The organism is Streptomyces sp. bgisy159 (genome assembly GCF_057707805.1).
The window spans coordinates 58844-76631 of record NZ_JBYIQX010000036.1 but is presented as its reverse complement, the minus strand read 5'-3'; the positions used below and the strand labels follow the sequence as shown (position 1 = coordinate 76631).

At 71.7% G+C, this 17788-nt stretch carries 14 protein-coding genes and 2 pseudogenes; all 16 read left to right on the top strand.

Going from position 1 to position 17788, the window contains the following annotated elements; translation table 11 throughout:
• Positions 1-367, top strand: a pseudogene (locus AC3ET3_RS27665) (hypothetical protein); the annotation flags it as partial.
• An 18-nt stretch (positions 368-385) separates the two neighbouring features.
• Positions 386-1138, top strand: a complete 753-nt coding sequence (locus AC3ET3_RS27660) for an MBL fold metallo-hydrolase (protein ID WP_432157603.1) — start codon at positions 386-388, stop codon at positions 1136-1138.
• A gap of 157 nt (positions 1139-1295) precedes the next feature.
• On the top strand, positions 1296-1952 hold the full coding sequence (locus tag AC3ET3_RS27655; protein WP_432138298.1) for a GntR family transcriptional regulator: 657 nt from the start codon (positions 1296-1298) through the stop codon (positions 1950-1952).
• Positions 1949-2860: a dihydrodipicolinate synthase family protein gene (locus tag AC3ET3_RS27650; RefSeq protein ID WP_432138297.1), complete on the top strand. Its 912-nt coding sequence runs from the start codon at positions 1949-1951 to the stop codon at positions 2858-2860. Before AC3ET3_RS27655 ends, AC3ET3_RS27650 begins: the two co-directional genes overlap by 4 nt.
• Positions 2848-4578 (top strand): L-arabinonate dehydratase, encoded by a 1731-nt coding sequence (gene araD, locus AC3ET3_RS27645; protein ID WP_432138296.1) that lies wholly within the window; start codon positions 2848-2850, stop codon positions 4576-4578. Before AC3ET3_RS27650 ends, araD begins: the two co-directional genes overlap by 13 nt.
• A gap of 127 nt (positions 4579-4705) precedes the next feature.
• On the top strand, positions 4706-5641 hold the full coding sequence (locus AC3ET3_RS27640; protein WP_432138295.1) for a carbohydrate ABC transporter permease: 936 nt from the start codon (positions 4706-4708) through the stop codon (positions 5639-5641).
• Positions 5638-6534: a carbohydrate ABC transporter permease gene (locus tag AC3ET3_RS27635; protein WP_432138294.1), complete on the top strand. Its 897-nt coding sequence runs from the start codon at positions 5638-5640 to the stop codon at positions 6532-6534. The genes AC3ET3_RS27640 and AC3ET3_RS27635 overlap by 4 nt, the downstream gene beginning before the upstream one ends.
• Positions 6535-6625: 91 nt before the next feature.
• Positions 6626-7783, top strand: a complete 1158-nt coding sequence (locus tag AC3ET3_RS27630; RefSeq protein WP_432157638.1) for a Gfo/Idh/MocA family protein — start codon at positions 6626-6628, stop codon at positions 7781-7783.
• Positions 7783-8628, top strand: coding sequence for a DUF6807 domain-containing protein (locus AC3ET3_RS27625; RefSeq protein ID WP_432138293.1), 846 nt, complete (start codon positions 7783-7785; stop codon positions 8626-8628). The genes AC3ET3_RS27630 and AC3ET3_RS27625 overlap by 1 nt, the downstream gene beginning before the upstream one ends.
• Entirely contained in the window at positions 8625-10127 is a 1503-nt protein-coding gene (locus AC3ET3_RS27620; protein ID WP_435613065.1) for a glycoside hydrolase family 43 protein, read from the top strand. The genes AC3ET3_RS27625 and AC3ET3_RS27620 overlap by 4 nt, the downstream gene beginning before the upstream one ends.
• A gap of 33 nt (positions 10128-10160) precedes the next feature.
• Positions 10161-11647: pseudogene (locus tag AC3ET3_RS27615) on the top strand (pectinesterase family protein).
• A 104-nt stretch (positions 11648-11751) separates the two neighbouring features.
• Positions 11752-13101 carry an ABC transporter substrate-binding protein gene (locus AC3ET3_RS27610; RefSeq protein ID WP_432138291.1) on the top strand — a complete coding sequence of 450 codons (1350 nt, stop codon included), beginning with the start codon at positions 11752-11754 and terminating at the stop codon, positions 13099-13101.
• Between the two features lie 128 nt (positions 13102-13229).
• Positions 13230-14027 (top strand): rhamnogalacturonan acetylesterase, encoded by a 798-nt coding sequence (locus AC3ET3_RS27605; RefSeq protein ID WP_432138290.1) that lies wholly within the window; start codon positions 13230-13232, stop codon positions 14025-14027.
• A 32-nt stretch (positions 14028-14059) separates the two neighbouring features.
• Positions 14060-15370, top strand: coding sequence for a pectate lyase family protein (locus AC3ET3_RS27600; RefSeq protein ID WP_432138289.1), 1311 nt, complete (start codon positions 14060-14062; stop codon positions 15368-15370).
• Positions 15371-15476: 106 nt separating this feature from the next.
• Positions 15477-16595, top strand: coding sequence for a pectinesterase family protein (locus tag AC3ET3_RS27595; RefSeq protein ID WP_435613064.1), 1119 nt, complete (start codon positions 15477-15479; stop codon positions 16593-16595).
• A 48-nt stretch (positions 16596-16643) separates the two neighbouring features.
• Positions 16644-17756: a right-handed parallel beta-helix repeat-containing protein gene (locus AC3ET3_RS27590; protein WP_432138287.1), complete on the top strand. Its 1113-nt coding sequence runs from the start codon at positions 16644-16646 to the stop codon at positions 17754-17756.
• Positions 17757-17788 lie beyond the last annotated feature (32 nt).

Below are 17788 nucleotides of genomic sequence, written 5' to 3'. Positions count from 1 at the left end.
CTGGAGGAGTCACGAACTCAACGCCATGGACCCCGACGAAGCCGTGATCTACGCCGAGTACGTGGAGGCCGGTCTCTCGGGCTCCGAAGCCGTCGAGATCTGGAGAAAGCTGATGAGCACGATGACGATCTTCTTCCGCTCCGCGGCGGCCCAGCGGGTCCGCGAGGAAGGCCGTGAGGAAGGCCGTGAGGAAGGCCGTGAGGAGGAGCGGGCGCACACGGTCCTCATGGTGCTGGAGCGGCGTGGTCTGGAGGTCTCGGACGCGGTGCGGGAGCGTGTGCTGTCCTGCCAGGGGTCGGAGGAGCTCGGTGCTCTGCTCGACCGTGCCTGGGAGGTCACCCGGGCGCAGGATCTCTTCGGCGGCTGACCTCCGCAGACGCCCGCCATGTCCCTCAGCCTCACCGTCCTCGGCACCGCCTCCCCGCACCCCGCCCCCGACCGCCCCTGCTCCGGCTACCTGCTGCGCGGGGGAGGGGCCGAGGTGTGGCTGGACGCGGGGCCGGGGACGTTCGCCGAGTTGCAGCGGCACACGGATCCGAGGCGGCTCACAGCCATCTGGATCTCCCACCTGCACGCCGACCACAGTGCCGATCTGCTGTCGGCTTTCTACGCCTTCGCCTACGGCGGTCTCACCCCGCCCGCGCCCGTTCTGGTGCACGCTCCGGCCGACTGCGCCCGTCGCGTCGCCGGCTTCTTCGGCCGCCCCGACGAGGGCTCCCTCAAGGGTGTCTTCGACTTCCGGCCCCTTCACGACGGACACGGCGCGCGGTACGGGACGCTGCGCCTGAACGCCCGCGCCGTGCGGCACGACACCGAGACCTACGGACTGCGCGCCGAGTGCGAGGGCCGGGTGTTCGCCTACTCCGGGGACAGCGGACCCTGTGCCGCGCTCACCGGACTCGCCGCCTCCGCCGATGTCTTCCTGTGCGAGGCGGACATCGACCGGCATCGCGAAAGCGAACAGGTTCACATGACCCCGGAGGACGCCGGGCGGGCCGCCCGCGCGGCGGGTGCAAGGGAACTGCTGGTGACCCACGTCGGGCCCACGCTCACCCGCGAGGACGCCACCGCCCGTGCCGCCGCCGCCTTCGGCGGGCCGACCCGTAGCGCACGCGAGGGCGAGACGACCGAGGTCTGACGGGCCGCCCGGGGTTTCCGAGGTTCCTTTGTCAGAAGCATTGACGAACCACGGGGCCCCTCCTACCTTCAACGAATCGTACTTCGTACGTCATATATGAGACGCGATATGCGAGATCCGATTCTGAGAATCCGGTTCTGAGATCCGAGAGGCCCGCATGACCTCTGTGCCCACGCCGATCCCCTCCCGCACGCAGTACGTGCTGGAGGAGATCAAGCGACGCATCCTCACCGGGCTGTTCACGCCCGGTCAGGCCCTGGTCGAGTCCGAACTCGCCGCCCAGTTCGGGGTCTCCAAGACCCCGGTGCGTGAGGCGCTCAAGACCCTGGCCGGCACCGGACTGGTCGTGATGAGCCAGTACAAGGGCGTCACGGTGCGCACGGTGGACGCGGCCATGGCGCGTGAGGTCTACGACGTGCGCCTGCTGCTCGAACCCGAGGCGCTGAAGCGCGCGGTTCTCCGCGGTGCCTCACTGGACGCCGCCCGTGAAGCGTTGACCAGGGCCGACGTGGCCACCGACACCGCCGAACGCTCGCTGGCGAACCGGGAGTTCCACCGGGCCCTGTACCTGCCGTGCGGCAACCCGCTGCTCGGCCGGATGCTCGACGAGGTCCGCGACCAGGCCGCTCTCGTCTCCGCGGTCGCCTGGGCCGCCTCCCCCTCCTGGGAGCGGGAGGCCGGCGAGCACCGGGAGATCCTGCGGCTCGCCCTGGCCGGTGACGCCGACGGCGCGGCCCGCGCGCTCCACGCCCACATCGCGTCCTTCGTCCAGCGGGCGTTCCCCGGGGCGCCGGAACAGGAAGGTCAGGAATGAGCAGCGTGGCGTTCGAGACCCAGCGCGCGGCGCTGGCCGACGTGGTGGCCATCCCGGTGACCCCGTTCGCCGAGGACGGCTCCGTCGACCGGGAAGCCCACCGGGCCCTGGTGCGCCGGCTGCTCGACGGCGGGATCACCACCCTCACCCCGAACGGCAACACCGGCGAGTTCTACGCCCTCGCCCCCGAGGAGCGCCGCCTGGTCACCGAGCTGACCCTCGACGAGGCCGGTGAGCGCGCGGTGGTCCTGGTCGGCGTCGGCCACGACGTGCCGACCGCCGTCGCCTCCGCCCGGCACGCCCGCGGGCTGGGCGCCCGGATGGTGATGGTCCACCAGCCCGTCCACCCCTACGTCTCGCAGCGCGGCTGGGTCGACTACCACCGCGCCATCGCCGAGGCCGTGCCCGAGCTGGGCGTCGTGCCGTACATCCGCAACCCGCAGCTGCGCGGCGAGCACCTCGCAGCACTCGCCGACGCCTGCCCCAACGTCATCGGCGTGAAGTACGCCGTCCCGGACGCCGCGCGCTTCGCGGCCTTCGCCCGGGACGCCGGGCTGGAACGCTTCGTCTGGGTGGCCGGACTCGCCGAGCCCTACGCCCCGTCCTACTTCTCCGCGGGCGCCACCGGCTTCACCTCCGGCCTGGTGAACGTCGCCCCGGCCGTCTCGCTGAACATGATCGAGGCGCTGCGCTCGGGCGACTACCCGGCCGCCATGAAGGTCTGGGAGCAGATCCGCCGCTTCGAGGAGCTGCGCGCCGCCAACGGCAGCGCCGACAACGTCACCGTCGTCAAGGAGGCCCTCGCCTCGCTCGGCCTGTGCCGCCGCGACGTCCGGGCGCCCAGCCGCGCGCTGCCGGAGGCCGAGCGCGCCGAGGTCGCCGCCATCGCCGCCGGATGGTCCATATGAAGAAGCCGGAAGAGCTCAGAAGCCACCAGTGGTACGGCACCGACGGTCTGCGCTCCTTCAGCCACCGCGCCCGCACCCGCCAGCTCGGCTACCTCCCCGAGGAGCACCTCGGCAAGCCGGTCGTCGCGATCCTCAACACCTGGTCGGACATCAACCCCTGCCATGTGCACCTGCGCGACCGCGCCCAGGCCGTCAAGCGGGGCGTGTGGCAGGCCGGCGGGTTCCCGCTGGAGTTCCCGGTCTCCACACTGAGCGAGACCTTCCAGAAGCCCACCCCGATGCTCTACCGCAACCTGCTCGCGATGGAGACCGAGGAGCTGCTGCGCTCCTACCCCGTGGACGGCGCGGTGCTGATGGGCGGCTGCGACAAGACCACCCCCGCGCTGCTGATGGGCGCCGCCTCCGTCGACCTTCCTACGGTCTTCGTGCCGGCCGGGCCCATGCTGCCCGGCCACTGGCGCGGCGAGGTACTCGGCTCCGGCACCGACATGTGGAAGTACTGGGACGACAAGCGGGCCGGCCTGATCGGCGACTGCGAGATGACCGAGCTGGAGAGCGGCCTCGCCCGCTCGCCCGGCCACTGCATGACCATGGGCACGGCGTCCACGCTGACGGCCGCCGCCGAGGCGCTCGGCGTCACCGTGCCCGGCGCGTCCAGCATCCCGGCCGTGGACTCCGGGCACGACCGGATGGCCGCCGCGGCGGGCCTGCGTATCGTCGAACTGGTCCACCGCGGACGCACCCTGAACGACATCCTCACCCGTGAGGCGTTCGAGGACGCGGTGACGACCGTGCTGGGGCTCGGCGGCTCCACCAACGCGGTGATCCATCTGATCGCCATGGCGGGCCGGGCCGGGGTCCGGCTCACCCTGGACGACTTCGACCGCGTCGCCCGCACCGTCCCGGTGCTCGCCAACGTCCGGCCCGGCGGCCGGAAGTACCTCATGGAGGACTTCCACTTCGCCGGCGGCCTGCCCGGCTTCCTCTCCCGCATCGCGGACCTGCTCCACCTGGACCGGCCCACCGTCTCGTACGACACGCTGCGCGAGCAGATCGCCGGCGCGCTCGTCCACGACGACGACGTCATCCGCCCCCGCGGCAACCCGGTGGCGAGTGAGGGCGGGGTGGCCGTGCTGCGCGGCAACCTCTGCCCCGACGGCGCCGTCATCAAGCACATCGCCGCCGAGCCGCACCTGCTCAAGCACGCCGGCCCCGCGGTCGTCTTCGACGACTACCGGACCATGCAGCGCACCATCAACGACCCGGATCTCGGCATCACCGCCGACAGCGTGCTCGTCCTGCGCAACGCCGGTCCCAAGGGCGGCCCGGGCATGCCCGAGTACGGCATGCTGCCGATCCCCGACCACCTGCTCAAGCAGGGTGTACGGGACATGGTGCGGATCTCCGACGCCCGCATGAGCGGCACCAGTTACGGCGCCTGCGTGCTGCACGTGGCACCCGAGTCGCACGTCGGCGGACCGCTCGCCCTCGTCCGCACCGGCGACCGGATCACCCTGGACGTCGCGGCCCGCAGCCTCCACCTCCACGTGGACGACGAGGAACTGGCGCGCCGCAGGGCCGAGTGGACGCCGCCGCCCGCCCGCTACGAGCGCGGCTACGGCGCGCTCTACAACGACCAGATCACCCAGGCGGACACCGGCTGCGACTTCGAGTTCCTGGCCCGCCCCGGGAAGGTCGCCGACCCCTACGCCGGCTGACCCCCGCCCCGATCGACGCGGCGCGCAGCCGCACCCTGCACAGGTGGAAAGCGCTTCACCCGGCTTCCCGCCCCACCCTTCTCCACCCGTACACGACCCACAGCAAGCAAGCGAACGGAGAACAGTCATGGCCCAAGCCGCAGCCGTGGCGAAACCGCCCGCGCCACCCCGGCGGCGCCGTGCCTCCGCCACGCCCCGCAGACTCCCCTACCTGCTGATCGCCCCGGCGGGCCTGCTGATGCTGGGCTTCATCGCCTACCCGGTCATCAGCGTCTTCTACTACAGCCTGCAGAACTACAACCCCACCAAACCATGGCGCAACGGCTACGCGGGCTTCGACAACTTCGTCCAGATCTTCACCGACGACCCCCAGTTCTGGGACACCCTGGCCTTCAGTGCCAAGTGGGTGGTCGTCGAGGTCGGCCTCCAGCTGCTGTTCGGCCTGGCGCTGGCGCTCATCGTCAACCAGACCTTCGCGGGCCGGGCGCTGGGACGCGCCCTGGTGTTCTCCCCGTGGGCCGTCTCCGGCGTACTGACCTCCGCGATCTGGGTGCTGCTCTACAACTCCCAGACCGGTATCACCCGCTACCTCGCCGACATGGGGGTCGGCAGCTACGGCACCAGCTGGCTGTCGGACACCTCGACCGTCTTCCCGGCGGCGATCGTCGCCGACCTGTGGCGCGGCGTGCCCTTCTTCGCGATCCTCGTCCTCGCCGACCTCCAGTCCGTATCCAAGGACCTCTACGAGGCCGCCGAGGTCGACGGGGCGAGCAAGATCAAGCAGTTCTGGCACATCACCCTGCCCCATCTGAAGGACGCCATCGTCCTGTCCACGCTGCTGCGCGCGGTCTGGGAGTTCAACAACGTCGACCTGCTCTACACCCTCACCGGCGGCGGACCGGCCGGCGAGACCACGACGCTCCCGCTGTACATCGCCAACACCAGCGTCGACGCCCACAACTTCGGCTACGCGTCCGCCCTGACCACGGTCGCGTTCGTGATCCTGCTCTTCTGCTCGATGGTCTATCTGCGGCTGAGCAAGTTCGGAGGCGAGTCCAAGTGATCACCAAGGAGGCCGTCAAGCCCGCCCCCGCCCCCGCGCCCCCGGCCCCCGAGGCGCCCCGTACCGCCAAGGGCCACCGCGCCTGGGACGAGGCCCCCCGCTGGCAGATCTACCTGCCGCTGTCGATCTACCTCGTCTTCACCCTCGTCCCCTTCTACTGGATCCTGCTGTTCTCGCTGCGCCCGGCCGGATCCACCTCGCTCGTGCCCTGGCCGGTCACCTTCGACCACTTCGAGAAGGTCTGGAACGAGCGGAGCTTCGGCACCTACTTCCAGAACAGCGTCCTCGTCGGCGTCGCCACGCTGGTGATGACCACCCTGGTCGCCCTGGCCGGCGGCTACGCCCTCGCCCGCTTCGACTTCAAGGTCAAGCAGGGCTTCATGCTGGCCCTGCTCTGCTCCCAGTTCGTCCCCGGGGCCCTGCTCCTGGTCCCGCTGTTCGAGATCTTCGCCAACCTGCAGATGATCAACTCGCTCGGCAGCGTCATCATCGCCGAGACCGTGTTCCAGCTGCCGCTGTCGATCATCCTGATCAGCAACTTCATCAAGAACGTGCCGTACTCCCTGGAGGAGGCGGCCTGGGTGGACGGCTGCGGACGGCTGCGCGCCTTCCGGATCGTGGTGCTGCCGCTGCTGCGCCCCGGGCTGATCGCCGTCGGCTCCTTCGCCTTCGTGCACTCCTGGAACCACTTCCTGTTCGCCCTGATGTTCCTCAACAACCAGAGCAAGCAGACGATCCCGGTCGGCCTCAACACCCTGATGGGCGCCGACAGCGTCGACCTGGGCGCGCTGGCGGCCGGCGGCATCATCGCCGCCGTCCCCGTGGTGATCGTGTTCGCGTTCATCCAGAAGTGGCTGATCACCGGCTTCAGCGCGGGGGCGGTCAAGGGATGAACCACTGCCATTTGCACGGAAGGACCGACAGCGCCGTGGCCGACCGCGAGGCGGCCCGCGGCGCGGACGCAGGGAGGACCCCGTGACCGACATGCCCGTACCCCTCGTGCTGGCCGGCGCCCGCGGCCACGGCCGCTGGCACCTGGACAACATCCGCCGCCTCCAGGACAAGGGCATCGTCCGCCTGGCCGGCATCTGCGAGCTGACCCCGCTCGGCCGGGAGGAGATCCCCGACGGCCTGGGCAGCCCCGCACAGTCCGCCGACTTCGCGGCGCTGCTGGAGGCCACCGGCGCCCGCATCGCCGTGGTCTGCACCCCGATCCCCACCCACGCCGACCTGGCGCTGACCGCCGCCGCCCGAGGGGTCCACCTGCTCCTGGAGAAGCCCCCGGCGCCCTCCTACGCCGAGTTCCGCCGGATGGCCGACGGGATCGCCGACGCCGGCGTGGCCTGCCAGATCGGCTTCCAGTCGCTGGGCTCCCACGCCGTCCCCGCGATCCGCGAGCTGATCGCCGACGGCGCCATCGGCGAGGTCACCGGCGTCGGCGGGGCCGGTGCCTGGGCCCGGCCCGAGGCGTACTACCGGCGCGCCCCCTGGGCCGGCAAGCGGCGGATGGACGGCGTCGACGTGATCGACGGCGCCCTCACCAACCCGCTCGCGCACGCCGTCGTCACCGCGCTCGCCCTCGACGGCGCCACCCGCGCCGAGGACGTCACGGGCATCGAGACCGAGCTGTGGCACGCCAACGACATCGAGTCCGACGACACCTCCTGCGTCCGCGTCACCACCGCGGCGGGCCGCCGCGTCACCGTCGCCGCCACCCTGTGCGCCGAGCGCCCGGACGACCCGTACGTGCTGGTGCACGGCACCCGGGGCCGGATCACCCACTGGTACAAGCAGGACCGGGTCCTGCTGCAGCGTGCCGACCACGGCCCGCAGGAGTCCGAGTACGGCCGCACCGACCTGCTGGAGAACCTGGTCGACCATCTGGTGGACGGCGCCGCCCTGCTCGTCCCGCCGGACGCCACCGGTGCCTTCATGAAGGTCGTCGAGGCGATCCGCACCGCCCCCGACCCGGCCCCGCTGCCCGCCACGGCCTGGCGGACGCTGCCGGAGGAGGGCCGCCGGGTGGTCCCCGGGGTGGACGGCCTGGTCGCCGCGGCCGCCGACACCCTCTCGCTCTACTCCGAACTGGGCGCCCCCTGGCCGCCGCCCGCCCGCGACCTGCCGAGAGAGGTGAGCACCTGATGACGAGCGACGACGCCCACGTCCTGCGGGTCGCGGGCCGCCCGGTCGGCCGCTACGTCACCCGGCCCGAACTGCCGGCCCGGCTCTCCCCGCGCCCCTACCTGCATCCCGTCACCACCCTGGCCGGCACGGCGGTCACCGAGCTGACCCCGGCCGACCACGCACACCACCTCGGCGTCGGTGTCGCCGTTCCCGACGTCGAGGGGCACAACTTCTGGGGCGGGCGCACCTTCGTCCGCGACCAGGGCCCCACCGAGCTCGACAACCACGGCGCCCAGCGGCACGCCGGCTTCCAACTGCGCGACCCCGACGGCTTCGTGGCCGAGCTGCGCTGGGTCGCCGCCGGCCGGGAAATGCTGCGCGAGCGCCGCACCGTCGCCGCCACCGGACTCACCGCCACGGCGTGGGCGCTGGACTTCACCTTCTCGCTCACCAACGTCACCGCCGAGCCCGTCACCATCGGCAGCCCCGCCACCAACGGGCGCCCCGGCGCGGCCTACGGCGGCTTCTTCTGGCGGGCCCGCAAGGAGGAGCGGCCCCCCGACGTGTTCACCGAGACCGCCGACGGCGAGGAACGGGCGCACGGCCGGCCCGCCGACTGGCTCGCCCTGACCGGCACCGACTGGACCCTGGTCTTCGCCGGGGCCACCGGCACCACCCGGCGCGACCCCTGGTTCGTGCGCACCGCCGAGTACCCCGGCGCCGGCTCGTCGCTGGCGTCCGAGGAGCGGCTGGCCGTCCCGCCCGGCGGAACCGCCGTACGCCGGATCGTCACCGTGGTCGCCGACGGCCGCCTGGGCCGGGACGACGCAGCCGCGCTGGCCCGCAGGGCGGTGAGCCAGTGACGACGTACACCAACCCGGTCCTGAACGCCGACTGGTCCGACCCGGACGTGGTGTGCGTGGGCGACGACTTCTACCTCACCGCCTCCAGCTTCGGACGGACCCCGGGGCTGCCCCTGCTGCACTCGCGGGACCTGGTGAACTGGACGCTGGTCGGCCACGCCCTGGACCGTCTCACCCCGGCGGCCGAGTTCGGCCGGCCCCGCCACGACCGCGGCGTCTGGGCCCCCTCGATCCGCCACCACGACGACCGTTTCTGGATCTTCTGGGGCGACCCGGACCAGGGCATCTTCCAGGTCAACGCCCCGCAGATCAGGGGCCCCTGGACTCGCCCGCACCTGCTGAAGGAAGGCAGGGGGCTCATCGACCCCTGCCCCCTGTGGGACCCGGAGACCGGCGAGGCGTACCTGGTGCACGCCTGGGCCAAGTCCCGCGCGGGCGTGAAGAACCGCCTGACCGGCCATCGGATGCACCCCGACGGCACCTCCCTGCTCGACGACGGCAAGGTGATCGTCGACGCGGACCGGATACCCGGCTGGTTCACCCTCGAAGGCCCCAAGCTCTACCGGCACGACGGCTGGTTCTGGATCCTGGCGCCCGCCGGGGGAGTGGAGACCGGCTGGCAGGGCGCCCTCAGGTCCCGGGACTTCTTCGGCCCCTACGAGGAGCGGATCGTCCTCGAACAGAAGGACACCGACGTCAACGGCCCGCACCAGGGCGGCTGGGTGCGCACCCCGGCGGGCGAGGACTGGTTCCTGCACTTCCAGCAGCGCGGCGCGTACGGCCGGGTGGTGCACCTGCAGCCGATGCGCTGGGGGAACGACGGCTGGCCGGTGCTCGGGGACGACGGCGCCCCCGTCCTCGTCCACGACAGGCCCCGCCTGCCGGCGCAGCCGCCCGCCGCGCCCGCCACCGACGACGACTTCCCCGGCGGACGCTTCGGCCGGCAGTGGCAGTGGACCGCCGATCCCCAGGACGGATGGGCCACCCAGCACTCCGGTGACGGACTGCGGCTGGCCTGTGTCCGCGACCTCGACGCGCACGACCTGCGTCGGCTGCCGAACGTGCTGACCCAGCGGCTGCCCGGCATGCCGTCCGCCGTCGAGGTGACGCTTCAGCTGCACGACGCGGAACCCGGCGCGCGGGCCGGACTCGCCGTCCTCGGCGACGCCTTCGCCTGGATCGGGCTCCAGCGCGACGCCGACGGGACGGTCCGGCTGGTGCACCGGTTCGCCGAGCCGGTCGCCGAGGCGGAACGGGACGCCGCCCGCTCCCGGCCGGCCCCGCACGGCCGGGCCCGGCTGCGGATCGAGATCGGCGCCGGGGCACGCTGCCGCTTCCTCGCCGATCCCGGCGACGGCCTGTCGCCCTCCGGTCCGGTCTTCGCCGCCACGCCCTGGCGCTGGGTCGGCGCCCTGCTCGGGCTGTTCGCCGCCGCGCCCGACGGGCCCGGGCGCGCCGGCGCGGCCACGTTCACGCGCTTCCGGATCACCCCGCTGTAACCGACCGTGTCTCCAAGCCTGTTGGGAGCCGCAATGACGCACTTCCATGGCAAGCGATTGCCGAGACCGGGTGTCGTCCTGGCCGCCGTCACCGGCCTGGCCGCCGCCCTGGGCCTCGGCGCGGTGGGCCAGGCGGGCCAGGCGAGGGCCGACGAGGCCACCGCGACGGCGCCCGTCTCCGCCTCCGCGGCCGCCCGCTGGACGGACCGGGCGCACGGCTTCGCCTCCCTCGCCGGCGGCACCACCGGCACCACCGGCGGCAAGGTGGTCACGGTCGCCGACCAGGCGTCCGTCGACCACAACTGGTTCACCGGCACCAAGCAGCGCAACCCGTCCGCCGACAACTGCGCCTACGCGCGCCTGTACGACAACTACTTCTCGGCGCAGGTGGCCAGCGGCGATCCCGTGTGGACGTACGGCAGTTGGTCGCGCGGCCGCACCCGGATGGTCATCGAGAACAGCTACTACGACGGCGTGCGGCACCCCTACCAGGCGGATCCCACCGCCGAGTTGGTGCAGCGCGGCTCCGTCCTGCGGAACACCACCGGGCGCACCGACACCCGGGGGGACGCCTTCGACCCGTGGGACTTCTCCTCCTACCGGCTCGATCCGGCGGCCGCCGTACCGGCGCGGGTGACCCGGTTCTCCGGGCCGCAGCGGCGGATCGGCGGCGCCGTGACGCTGCACGTCCCCGGCGCCCGCCCGACCGTGCGGTCCGCCGTGGACGCCGTGCCGGCGGGCAACGACCTGCCCGTGGCCATCGCCGTGGCGCCGGGAACGTACCGGGAGAAGATTCACATTCCCGTGACAAAGCCGAATATCATGCCGCAGGGGACTGGACAGCACCGCTCGGACACCGTCATCGTCTACGACACGCCCGGCGGGTACGGCGGTTCGACCTGCAGCGCCACGGTGTGGACCGACGCGCATGACGTCACCGCCCGCAACCTCGCCTTCAGCGACGACTTCGACGAAGCCGCGCACGACCCGAAGGGCGAGCAGGCGCCGGCGGTGAAGACGACCGGCGAGCGGATCGTCTTCGAGGGCACCGCCTTCCCGGGCAACCAGGACGGGCGGGCCACGGCCGTCGTCGAGCGGCCGGTGATCCGGGCGCTGAGCCGGGGTTCGGACACGGACAACGGCTGCGGGACGGCCGCCTCGAAGTGGAGGGGGAACCCTACGGCTCCCTGGTCACCCGCTCGCGGATCGTCGGCGACGCGCCCGCCGGGTCCTTCCACCACCTGGGTCGGCCCCGGCAGCCGGGAGAGGAACCGGACGCCGTGGCCCAGGTGCTGATCCGGGACAGCGAACTGGCGGCCGCGATCAGGTCCGCGCCGTGGACCGGCAGGGGCGGCTTCTCGTGGAAGGACGCCCGGTCCGCCGAGTACCGCGACCCCGGCCCCGGCGCGGCGGTCACCGCCGACCGGCCGGAGTCGAGCGCGGCGGACGCGCGCGGCCGCACCGTCGCCGCCCACCTCGTGGGACCGGACGGCCGGGACCCGTACGCCCGCACCCACTGACCCCCACAACTTCACAGCTCGGCACCGCTCGACACAGCTCCGCACCGATACAGACCCCCCAGCCACACACAGCTCCGTTGGATCCAGAAGAAGAGAGCCGACCAATGAAGACCAGCATCCACAGAAGCAGGCGCGCCGCCGCTGCCGTAGCCCTGGGTTCCGTGCTCGCCCTGACCGCCACCGCCTGCGGCGACGACGGCAGCGGCTCCGGGGACAAGGGCGGCGAGGGCAGCGGCAAGGGCAAGATCGTCTTCTGGGACAACAACGGCGGTGTGCGCACCGACATCTGGAAGGAGATCATCACCGACTTCGAGAAGGCCAACCCGGACATCGAGGTCGAGTACGTGGGCCTGCCGTCCAAGGAGGCCCAGTCGAAGTACGACACCGCCATCCAGGGCGGCGGCCTGCCGGACGTCGGCGGTGTCGGCGCGGCGATGCTGGCCGGCATCGCGGCCCAGGACGCGCTGGAGCCGCTGGAGGACCGGCTCGCCAAGTCGTCCCTCGACGGCAAGCTCAACGAGGGCATGATCGCCTCGGTGAAGAACGCCGGCGGCTCGGACGCGCACATGTACACGATCCCGACCTCCGCGAACAACGGCACGCTCTACTACCGCACCGACCTGTTCCAGAAGGCGGGCCTGGACGCGCCCGAGACGTGGGACACGTTCTACACGGCCGCCGAGAAGCTGACGAACGCCGGCAAGAACGAGTTCGGTTACACCATCCGCGGTGGCGCGGGATCCATCGCGCAGGCGCTCGACGCGATGTACGGGCAGTCCGGGATCACCTCGTTCTGGGACGCCGGCGGGGAGAAGACCACGCTGAACGACCCGAAGAACGTGGCGGCGCTGGAGAAGTACGCCGGCCTGTACAAGAAGGTCACCCCGGCGGCCGACCTCAACAACGACTTCACCAAGATGGTCGCCCAGTGGGACTCCGGCACCATCGGCATGCTCAACCACAACCTGGGCTCCTACCAGGACCACGTCAAGGCGCTGGGCACCGACAAGTTCCGCGGCATCCCGCAGCCGACCGGCCCCGGCGGCAAGCGGGTCCAGGTCTCCAACCCGGTCGACGGACTGGGCCTGTTCAAGAGCTCCAAGAACAAGGAAGCGGCCTGGAAGTTCATCGAGTTCGCCGTTTCCCACGAGTCGAACTCCAAGTGGAACGAGTCGGCCGGCGCCATCCCGTCCAACAAGGAGGCCGCCAAGGACCCGTGGATCTCCAAGGCCGAGCCGACCAAGCTGGCGGCCGCGGCGCTCAACGACGGTTCCACCACGATCGTGCAGCTGCCGTACTACCTGCCGGACTGGAACACCGTCTCCAAGTCCGACAACGAGCCGAACTTCCAGAAGGTCCTGCTCGGGAAGATGAGCGCCAAGGACTTCCTGGACACGATGGCCGAGCAGCTCGACAAGGCGCAGGCGGAGTGGAATCAGCAGAAGAAGAGCTGACGAGCCGAGTGGTTCCGGCAGCGGGGTGACGGCCGGCCGGCCGTGACCGGTCGCGCCCCGCGGCGGAACCGCCGGTCGGCAACGACCCGCGCCCCTCCCGGCGTTCCCCTTACCGAAAGGCACCTGGCGTGTCCCTCACCCGCCGTCAGCTCACCGCCGCCGCTCTCGCCTCCGCCCCCCTCGCCCTCGCGGTGAACGGGACCGCTCAGGCCGCGCGGCGGTACCGCACCCTGTACATCGCCGGCGACTCCACCGCCGCCCAGAAGTACGCCGACGCCGCGCCCGAGACCGGGTGGGGCATGGCACTGCCCTTCTTCCTGCACAAGAACCTGCCCGTCGCCAACCACGCGGTCAACGGGCGCAGTTCGAAGAGCTTCTACGACGAGGGGCGGCTCGACGCCATCCTGGCGGCGATCCGCCCCGGCGACTTCCTGCTGATCCAGTTCGGTCACAACGACGAGAAGAGCGCCGACCCCACCCGCTACACCGAGCCCTGGTCGACGTACCAGGACCATCTGCGGCTGTACGTCGACGGAGCCCGTGCCCGGGGCGCACGGCCGGTGCTGGCCACCTCCGTGGAGCGCCGCAGGTTCGACGCGGACGGCAACGCCCGGACCACCCACGGCGACTACCCCGCGGCCATGCGGGCGCTCGCCGAGCAGGAGGGCGTGGCGCTGCTGGACATCGAGGCGCTGTCCCTGGCGCTCTGGCAGGAGCTGGGCGCCGAGGAGACCAAGAAGTACTTCAACTGGACCGCCACCGAGCAGGACAACACGCACTTCAACCCGCCGGGCGCGATCGCCGTCGCGCGCCTGGCCGCCCGGGAACTGCTGCGCACCCGGGTGCTGGAGCCGTGCGACGTGCGCCGGCTCGACGACGACGTACCGGAGTCGTGGATCACCTGGCCGGCCCGCAGCGCCGAGTAACACCCCCCGTCACCAAGAAAGAGAGCCGCACCATGAACGCACAGAAGTGGCATGGGCATGCCACAGTGAGAGCCGCCGCGCTGGTCGGCTGCACCGCTCTCGTGCTCTCCCTGTCCGGAACCCCCGCCCAGGCGCACGGCCGCGACCTCGGCCGTCAGGTGCTCGCCGCCGATGACGGCTGGGCCTCCGAGGGCCCCGGCACCACCGGCGGCTCGGCCGCCGACGCCCAGCACGTCTACACCGTCACCACCTGGGACGAGTTCCGCGCCGCCCTCGCCGACGGCGGTGACGCCCCGAAGATCATCAGGGTTCAGGGGATGATCGACGCGGTGTCCGAGGGCTGCGACGCCTTCGCCGCCGACGGATACGACTTCCGGCAGTACCTCGCCGACTACGACCCCGCGGTCTGGGGCCACGACACCGAGGTCAGCGGCGAGCAGGAGGACCTGCGTGCCGCGTCCGCCGACAACCAGGACAAGGCCGTCAAGGCGAACGTCCCGTCCAACACCACCATCGTCGGCGTCGGTCGCCACTCCGGGATCCTCGGCGGCAGCCTCCAGGTCCGCGGCGTCGAGAACGTCATCATCCGCAACCTCGACGTCGAGGCCCCGATCGACTGCTTCCCGCAGTGGGACCCCACCGACGACGGGAAGACCGGCGCCTGGAACTCCGAGTACGACGCCGTCGTCGTCTACGGCTCCCACCACGTGTGGGTCGACCACAACACCCTCACCGACGGCCGTCACCCGGACAGCTCCCTGCCCACCTACTTCGGCAAGGTCTTCCAGCAGCACGACGGCCTGGTCGACATCGTGCGCGGCGCGAACTACGTCACCGTGTCGTGGAACTCCTTCGAGGACCACGACAAGACCATGCTGATCGGCAACAGCAACAGCGCCGGCGCCACCGACGAGGGCAAGCTCAAGGTCACCCTGCACCACAACCGCTTCGAGGGCATCGTCGAGCGGGCGCCCCGCGTGCGGTTCGGCCAGGTCGACTCCTACAACAACCACTTCGTCGTCGACGACGCCGACACCTACGGCTACACCTTCGGCATCGGCATCGCCTCCCACCTGTACGCCTCCGACAACGCGTTCTCGATGCCGGCCGGCGTCAGCGCCGCCAAGACCCTCAAGCGGTGGAACGACGAGCCGCTCACCGCGGTGAACAACTACGTCAACGGCCGGCCCGTCGACCTGATCGCCGTGCACAACGCGGAGATCCCCGACGAGACGCTGCGCCGAGGCGCCGGCTGGACCCCGACGCTGCGCACCCGGGTCGACCACCCGAGGGCCGTGCCCCACATCGTCGACCACCGCGCGGGCGCCGGCCGCGTCTGCTGACCCGACCCCGAGCGAGCCTGCCGGGGCGGTCCGCACCGCATCCCCACCACAAAGGCGCCCGCCCCGGCCCCGCACCCCTCCAGAGCCGCCTCGCCAAGGAGCCGCCATGCCCGCGCCCCGCACCCGACGTCCCCTGTCCAGACGAGACTTCCTCGTGGCGAGCGCCGGCGCCGGCGCCGCCCTCGCCCTGACCGCCGGCCCCGCCGCGGCCCACGGCGACCGCCGACCGTTCGGCCGCTTCGGCTCACCCGCCGCCCGGCTCACGCCGCGGACCCTCTACGTCGCCCCCGACGGCCGCGGCGACTTCACCTCCGTCCAGGACGCCGTCACCGCCGCCACCGGCAGCGGCCGGACCCTGGTCCTCGCCCCCGGCGTCTACCGCGAGACCGTCCAGGTCACGTCCGACCGCACGGAGATGACCTGGATCGGCGCCTCCGAGAACCCTCGTGACGTCGTGGTCGTGTACGACAACGCCGCCGGCACCCCCAAACCGGACGGCTCCGGTACGTACGGCACCACCGGCTCGGCCACCACCACCGTCAAGGCCGACGGCTTCACCGCCCGCTGGATCACCTTCGCCAACGACTGGCTGCGCGCCGACCACCCCGGTGTCTCCGGCACCCAGGCCGTCGCGATCAAGGTGCAGGGCGACCGCGGCGCCTTCACCCACTGCCGCTTCCTCGGCCACCAGGACACCCTCTACGCGGACTCGATGTCCCTGGCCTCCTTCGCCCGCCAGTACTACGCGCACTGCTACGTGGAGGGCGACGTCGACTTCGTCTTCGGCCGGGCCACCGCCGTCTACGAGCACTGCCACTTCCGCACCCTGGACCGCTCCGACCTGGCCGGCGCCCCCTACGGGTTCGTCTTCGCGCCGTCCACCGCGGGCGCCAATCCGTACGGCTACCTGGTGACCAGGAGCCGGATCAGCAGCCGGGCCCCGGACGGCTACTACAAGCTCGCCCGCCCGTGGGTGCCCAGCTCCGACCGGACCGCCCGGCCCATGCTCACCGTCCGCGACTCCTGGCTCGGCCCCGGCATCGACGCGACCACGCCCTACGCCAACATGTCGGACTCCTTCCCCTGGCAGGAGCAGCGGTTCGCCGAGTACCGCAACAGCGGTCCGGGCGCCGAGATCTCCGTACCGGAGAACCGGCCCCTGCTCACCCGTGCCGAGGCCCGGTCGCACACCCCGGCGGCCTACCTCGGCGACTGGCGTCCCTGAACCGGCCGCCTTCCCCCTCTCCACGCACGGCGAAAGGACCCCCACTCCATGTCCCGTCGTACCGCTCTCACCGCCGCGGCGGCCCTCGCCCTCGGCGCCGGCCTCGCCGCACTTCCCACCCCGGCGCAGGCCGCGACGGTCGTCGTCGGCAACTCAACGGACCTGGCGAGCGCCATCAGGAACGCCACCCCGGGCACCGTCATCCAGGTCCGCGGCGGCACCTACTACCCGACGGCCACCCTCCAGTCCACGGCCGACGGCACACCCTCGGCGCCCGTCACGCTCACCGCGTACGGCTCGGAGACCGTGAAGATCGACGGCTCGTCCCTGCCCTCCGGTGCCTGGATCTTCAAGCTGACCGCCGACTACTGGAACGTCTCGGACCTCACCTTCCAGAACTCCCCGGACAGCGCGGTCGTCTGCCAGTCCTGCACCGGCACCAACTGGAACCGCATCAAGACGATCAACGGCGGGGACTCGGGCTTCACCCTCACCGGGGACGGCACCGTGAACAACACCGTCCGCAACCTCGACTCCTACGGTCACTACGACCGCGCCGGCCACGGCGAGAACGCCGACGGCATCGCCGTCAAGTTCGGCTCCGGCAGCGGCAACCGGGTCATCGGCGCGCGCCTGTTCAACAACTCCGACGACGGCATCGACCTGTGGTCCTTCTCCTCGCCGGTCACCATCGAGCACACCTGGTCGTTCGGCAACGGGAAGAACCGCTGGGGCGACTCCGCCTTCGCGGGCGACGGCAACGGCTACAAGCTGGGCGGCGACGGCGAGGTCGTCGCCCACGTCGTCAACAACTCCGCCGCTTGGGACAACCGGGGCAACGGCTTCACCGAGAACAGCAACAGGGGCGCCATCGTCATCAACCGCACGACCGCCTACGCCAACGGCAACAAGGGCTACTACTTCGCCACCGGAGCCGCCAGGCTCGGCCGCAACCTCGCCGTGGGCAACGGCGGCGGCTCGGTCGCCAAGAGCTCCTCGGTCACTTCCTACATGAACAACTGGGACCCGGGTGTCGCCACCCCGGCCTTCCGGTCCACCGACGCGGGCACCGTCTACAACCCCCGCCGGTCCGACGGCTCGCTGCCCGCCACCGCGTTCCTCACCACCGGCAGCACCACCATCGGAGCCACCATGGACTGACCGCGGAACCGACCGCGTACCACCGCGAACTG

What these genes read in the sequence shown, in the direction of transcription:
- araD (WP_432138296.1), top strand. Translation starts at nt 2,848, where the DNA reads ATGGTCCATATGAAGAAGCCGGAAGAGCTCAGAAGCCACCAGTGGTAC.
- AC3ET3_RS27595 (WP_435613064.1), top strand. Translation starts at nt 15,477, where the DNA reads ATGCCCGCGCCCCGCACCCGACGTCCCCTGTCCAGACGAGACTTCCTC.
- AC3ET3_RS27660 (WP_432157603.1), top strand. Translation starts at nt 386, where the DNA reads ATGTCCCTCAGCCTCACCGTCCTCGGCACCGCCTCCCCGCACCCCGCC.
- AC3ET3_RS27610 (WP_432138291.1), top strand. Translation starts at nt 11,752, where the DNA reads ATGAAGACCAGCATCCACAGAAGCAGGCGCGCCGCCGCTGCCGTAGCC.
- AC3ET3_RS27650 (WP_432138297.1), top strand. Translation starts at nt 1,949, where the DNA reads ATGAGCAGCGTGGCGTTCGAGACCCAGCGCGCGGCGCTGGCCGACGTG.
- AC3ET3_RS27600 (WP_432138289.1), top strand. Translation starts at nt 14,060, where the DNA reads ATGAACGCACAGAAGTGGCATGGGCATGCCACAGTGAGAGCCGCCGCG.
- AC3ET3_RS27590 (WP_432138287.1), top strand. Translation starts at nt 16,644, where the DNA reads ATGTCCCGTCGTACCGCTCTCACCGCCGCGGCGGCCCTCGCCCTCGGC.
- AC3ET3_RS27630 (WP_432157638.1), top strand. Translation starts at nt 6,626, where the DNA reads ATGCCCGTACCCCTCGTGCTGGCCGGCGCCCGCGGCCACGGCCGCTGG.
- AC3ET3_RS27640 (WP_432138295.1), top strand. Translation starts at nt 4,706, where the DNA reads ATGGCCCAAGCCGCAGCCGTGGCGAAACCGCCCGCGCCACCCCGGCGG.
- AC3ET3_RS27655 (WP_432138298.1), top strand. Translation starts at nt 1,296, where the DNA reads ATGACCTCTGTGCCCACGCCGATCCCCTCCCGCACGCAGTACGTGCTG.
- AC3ET3_RS27625 (WP_432138293.1), top strand. Translation starts at nt 7,783, where the DNA reads ATGACGAGCGACGACGCCCACGTCCTGCGGGTCGCGGGCCGCCCGGTC.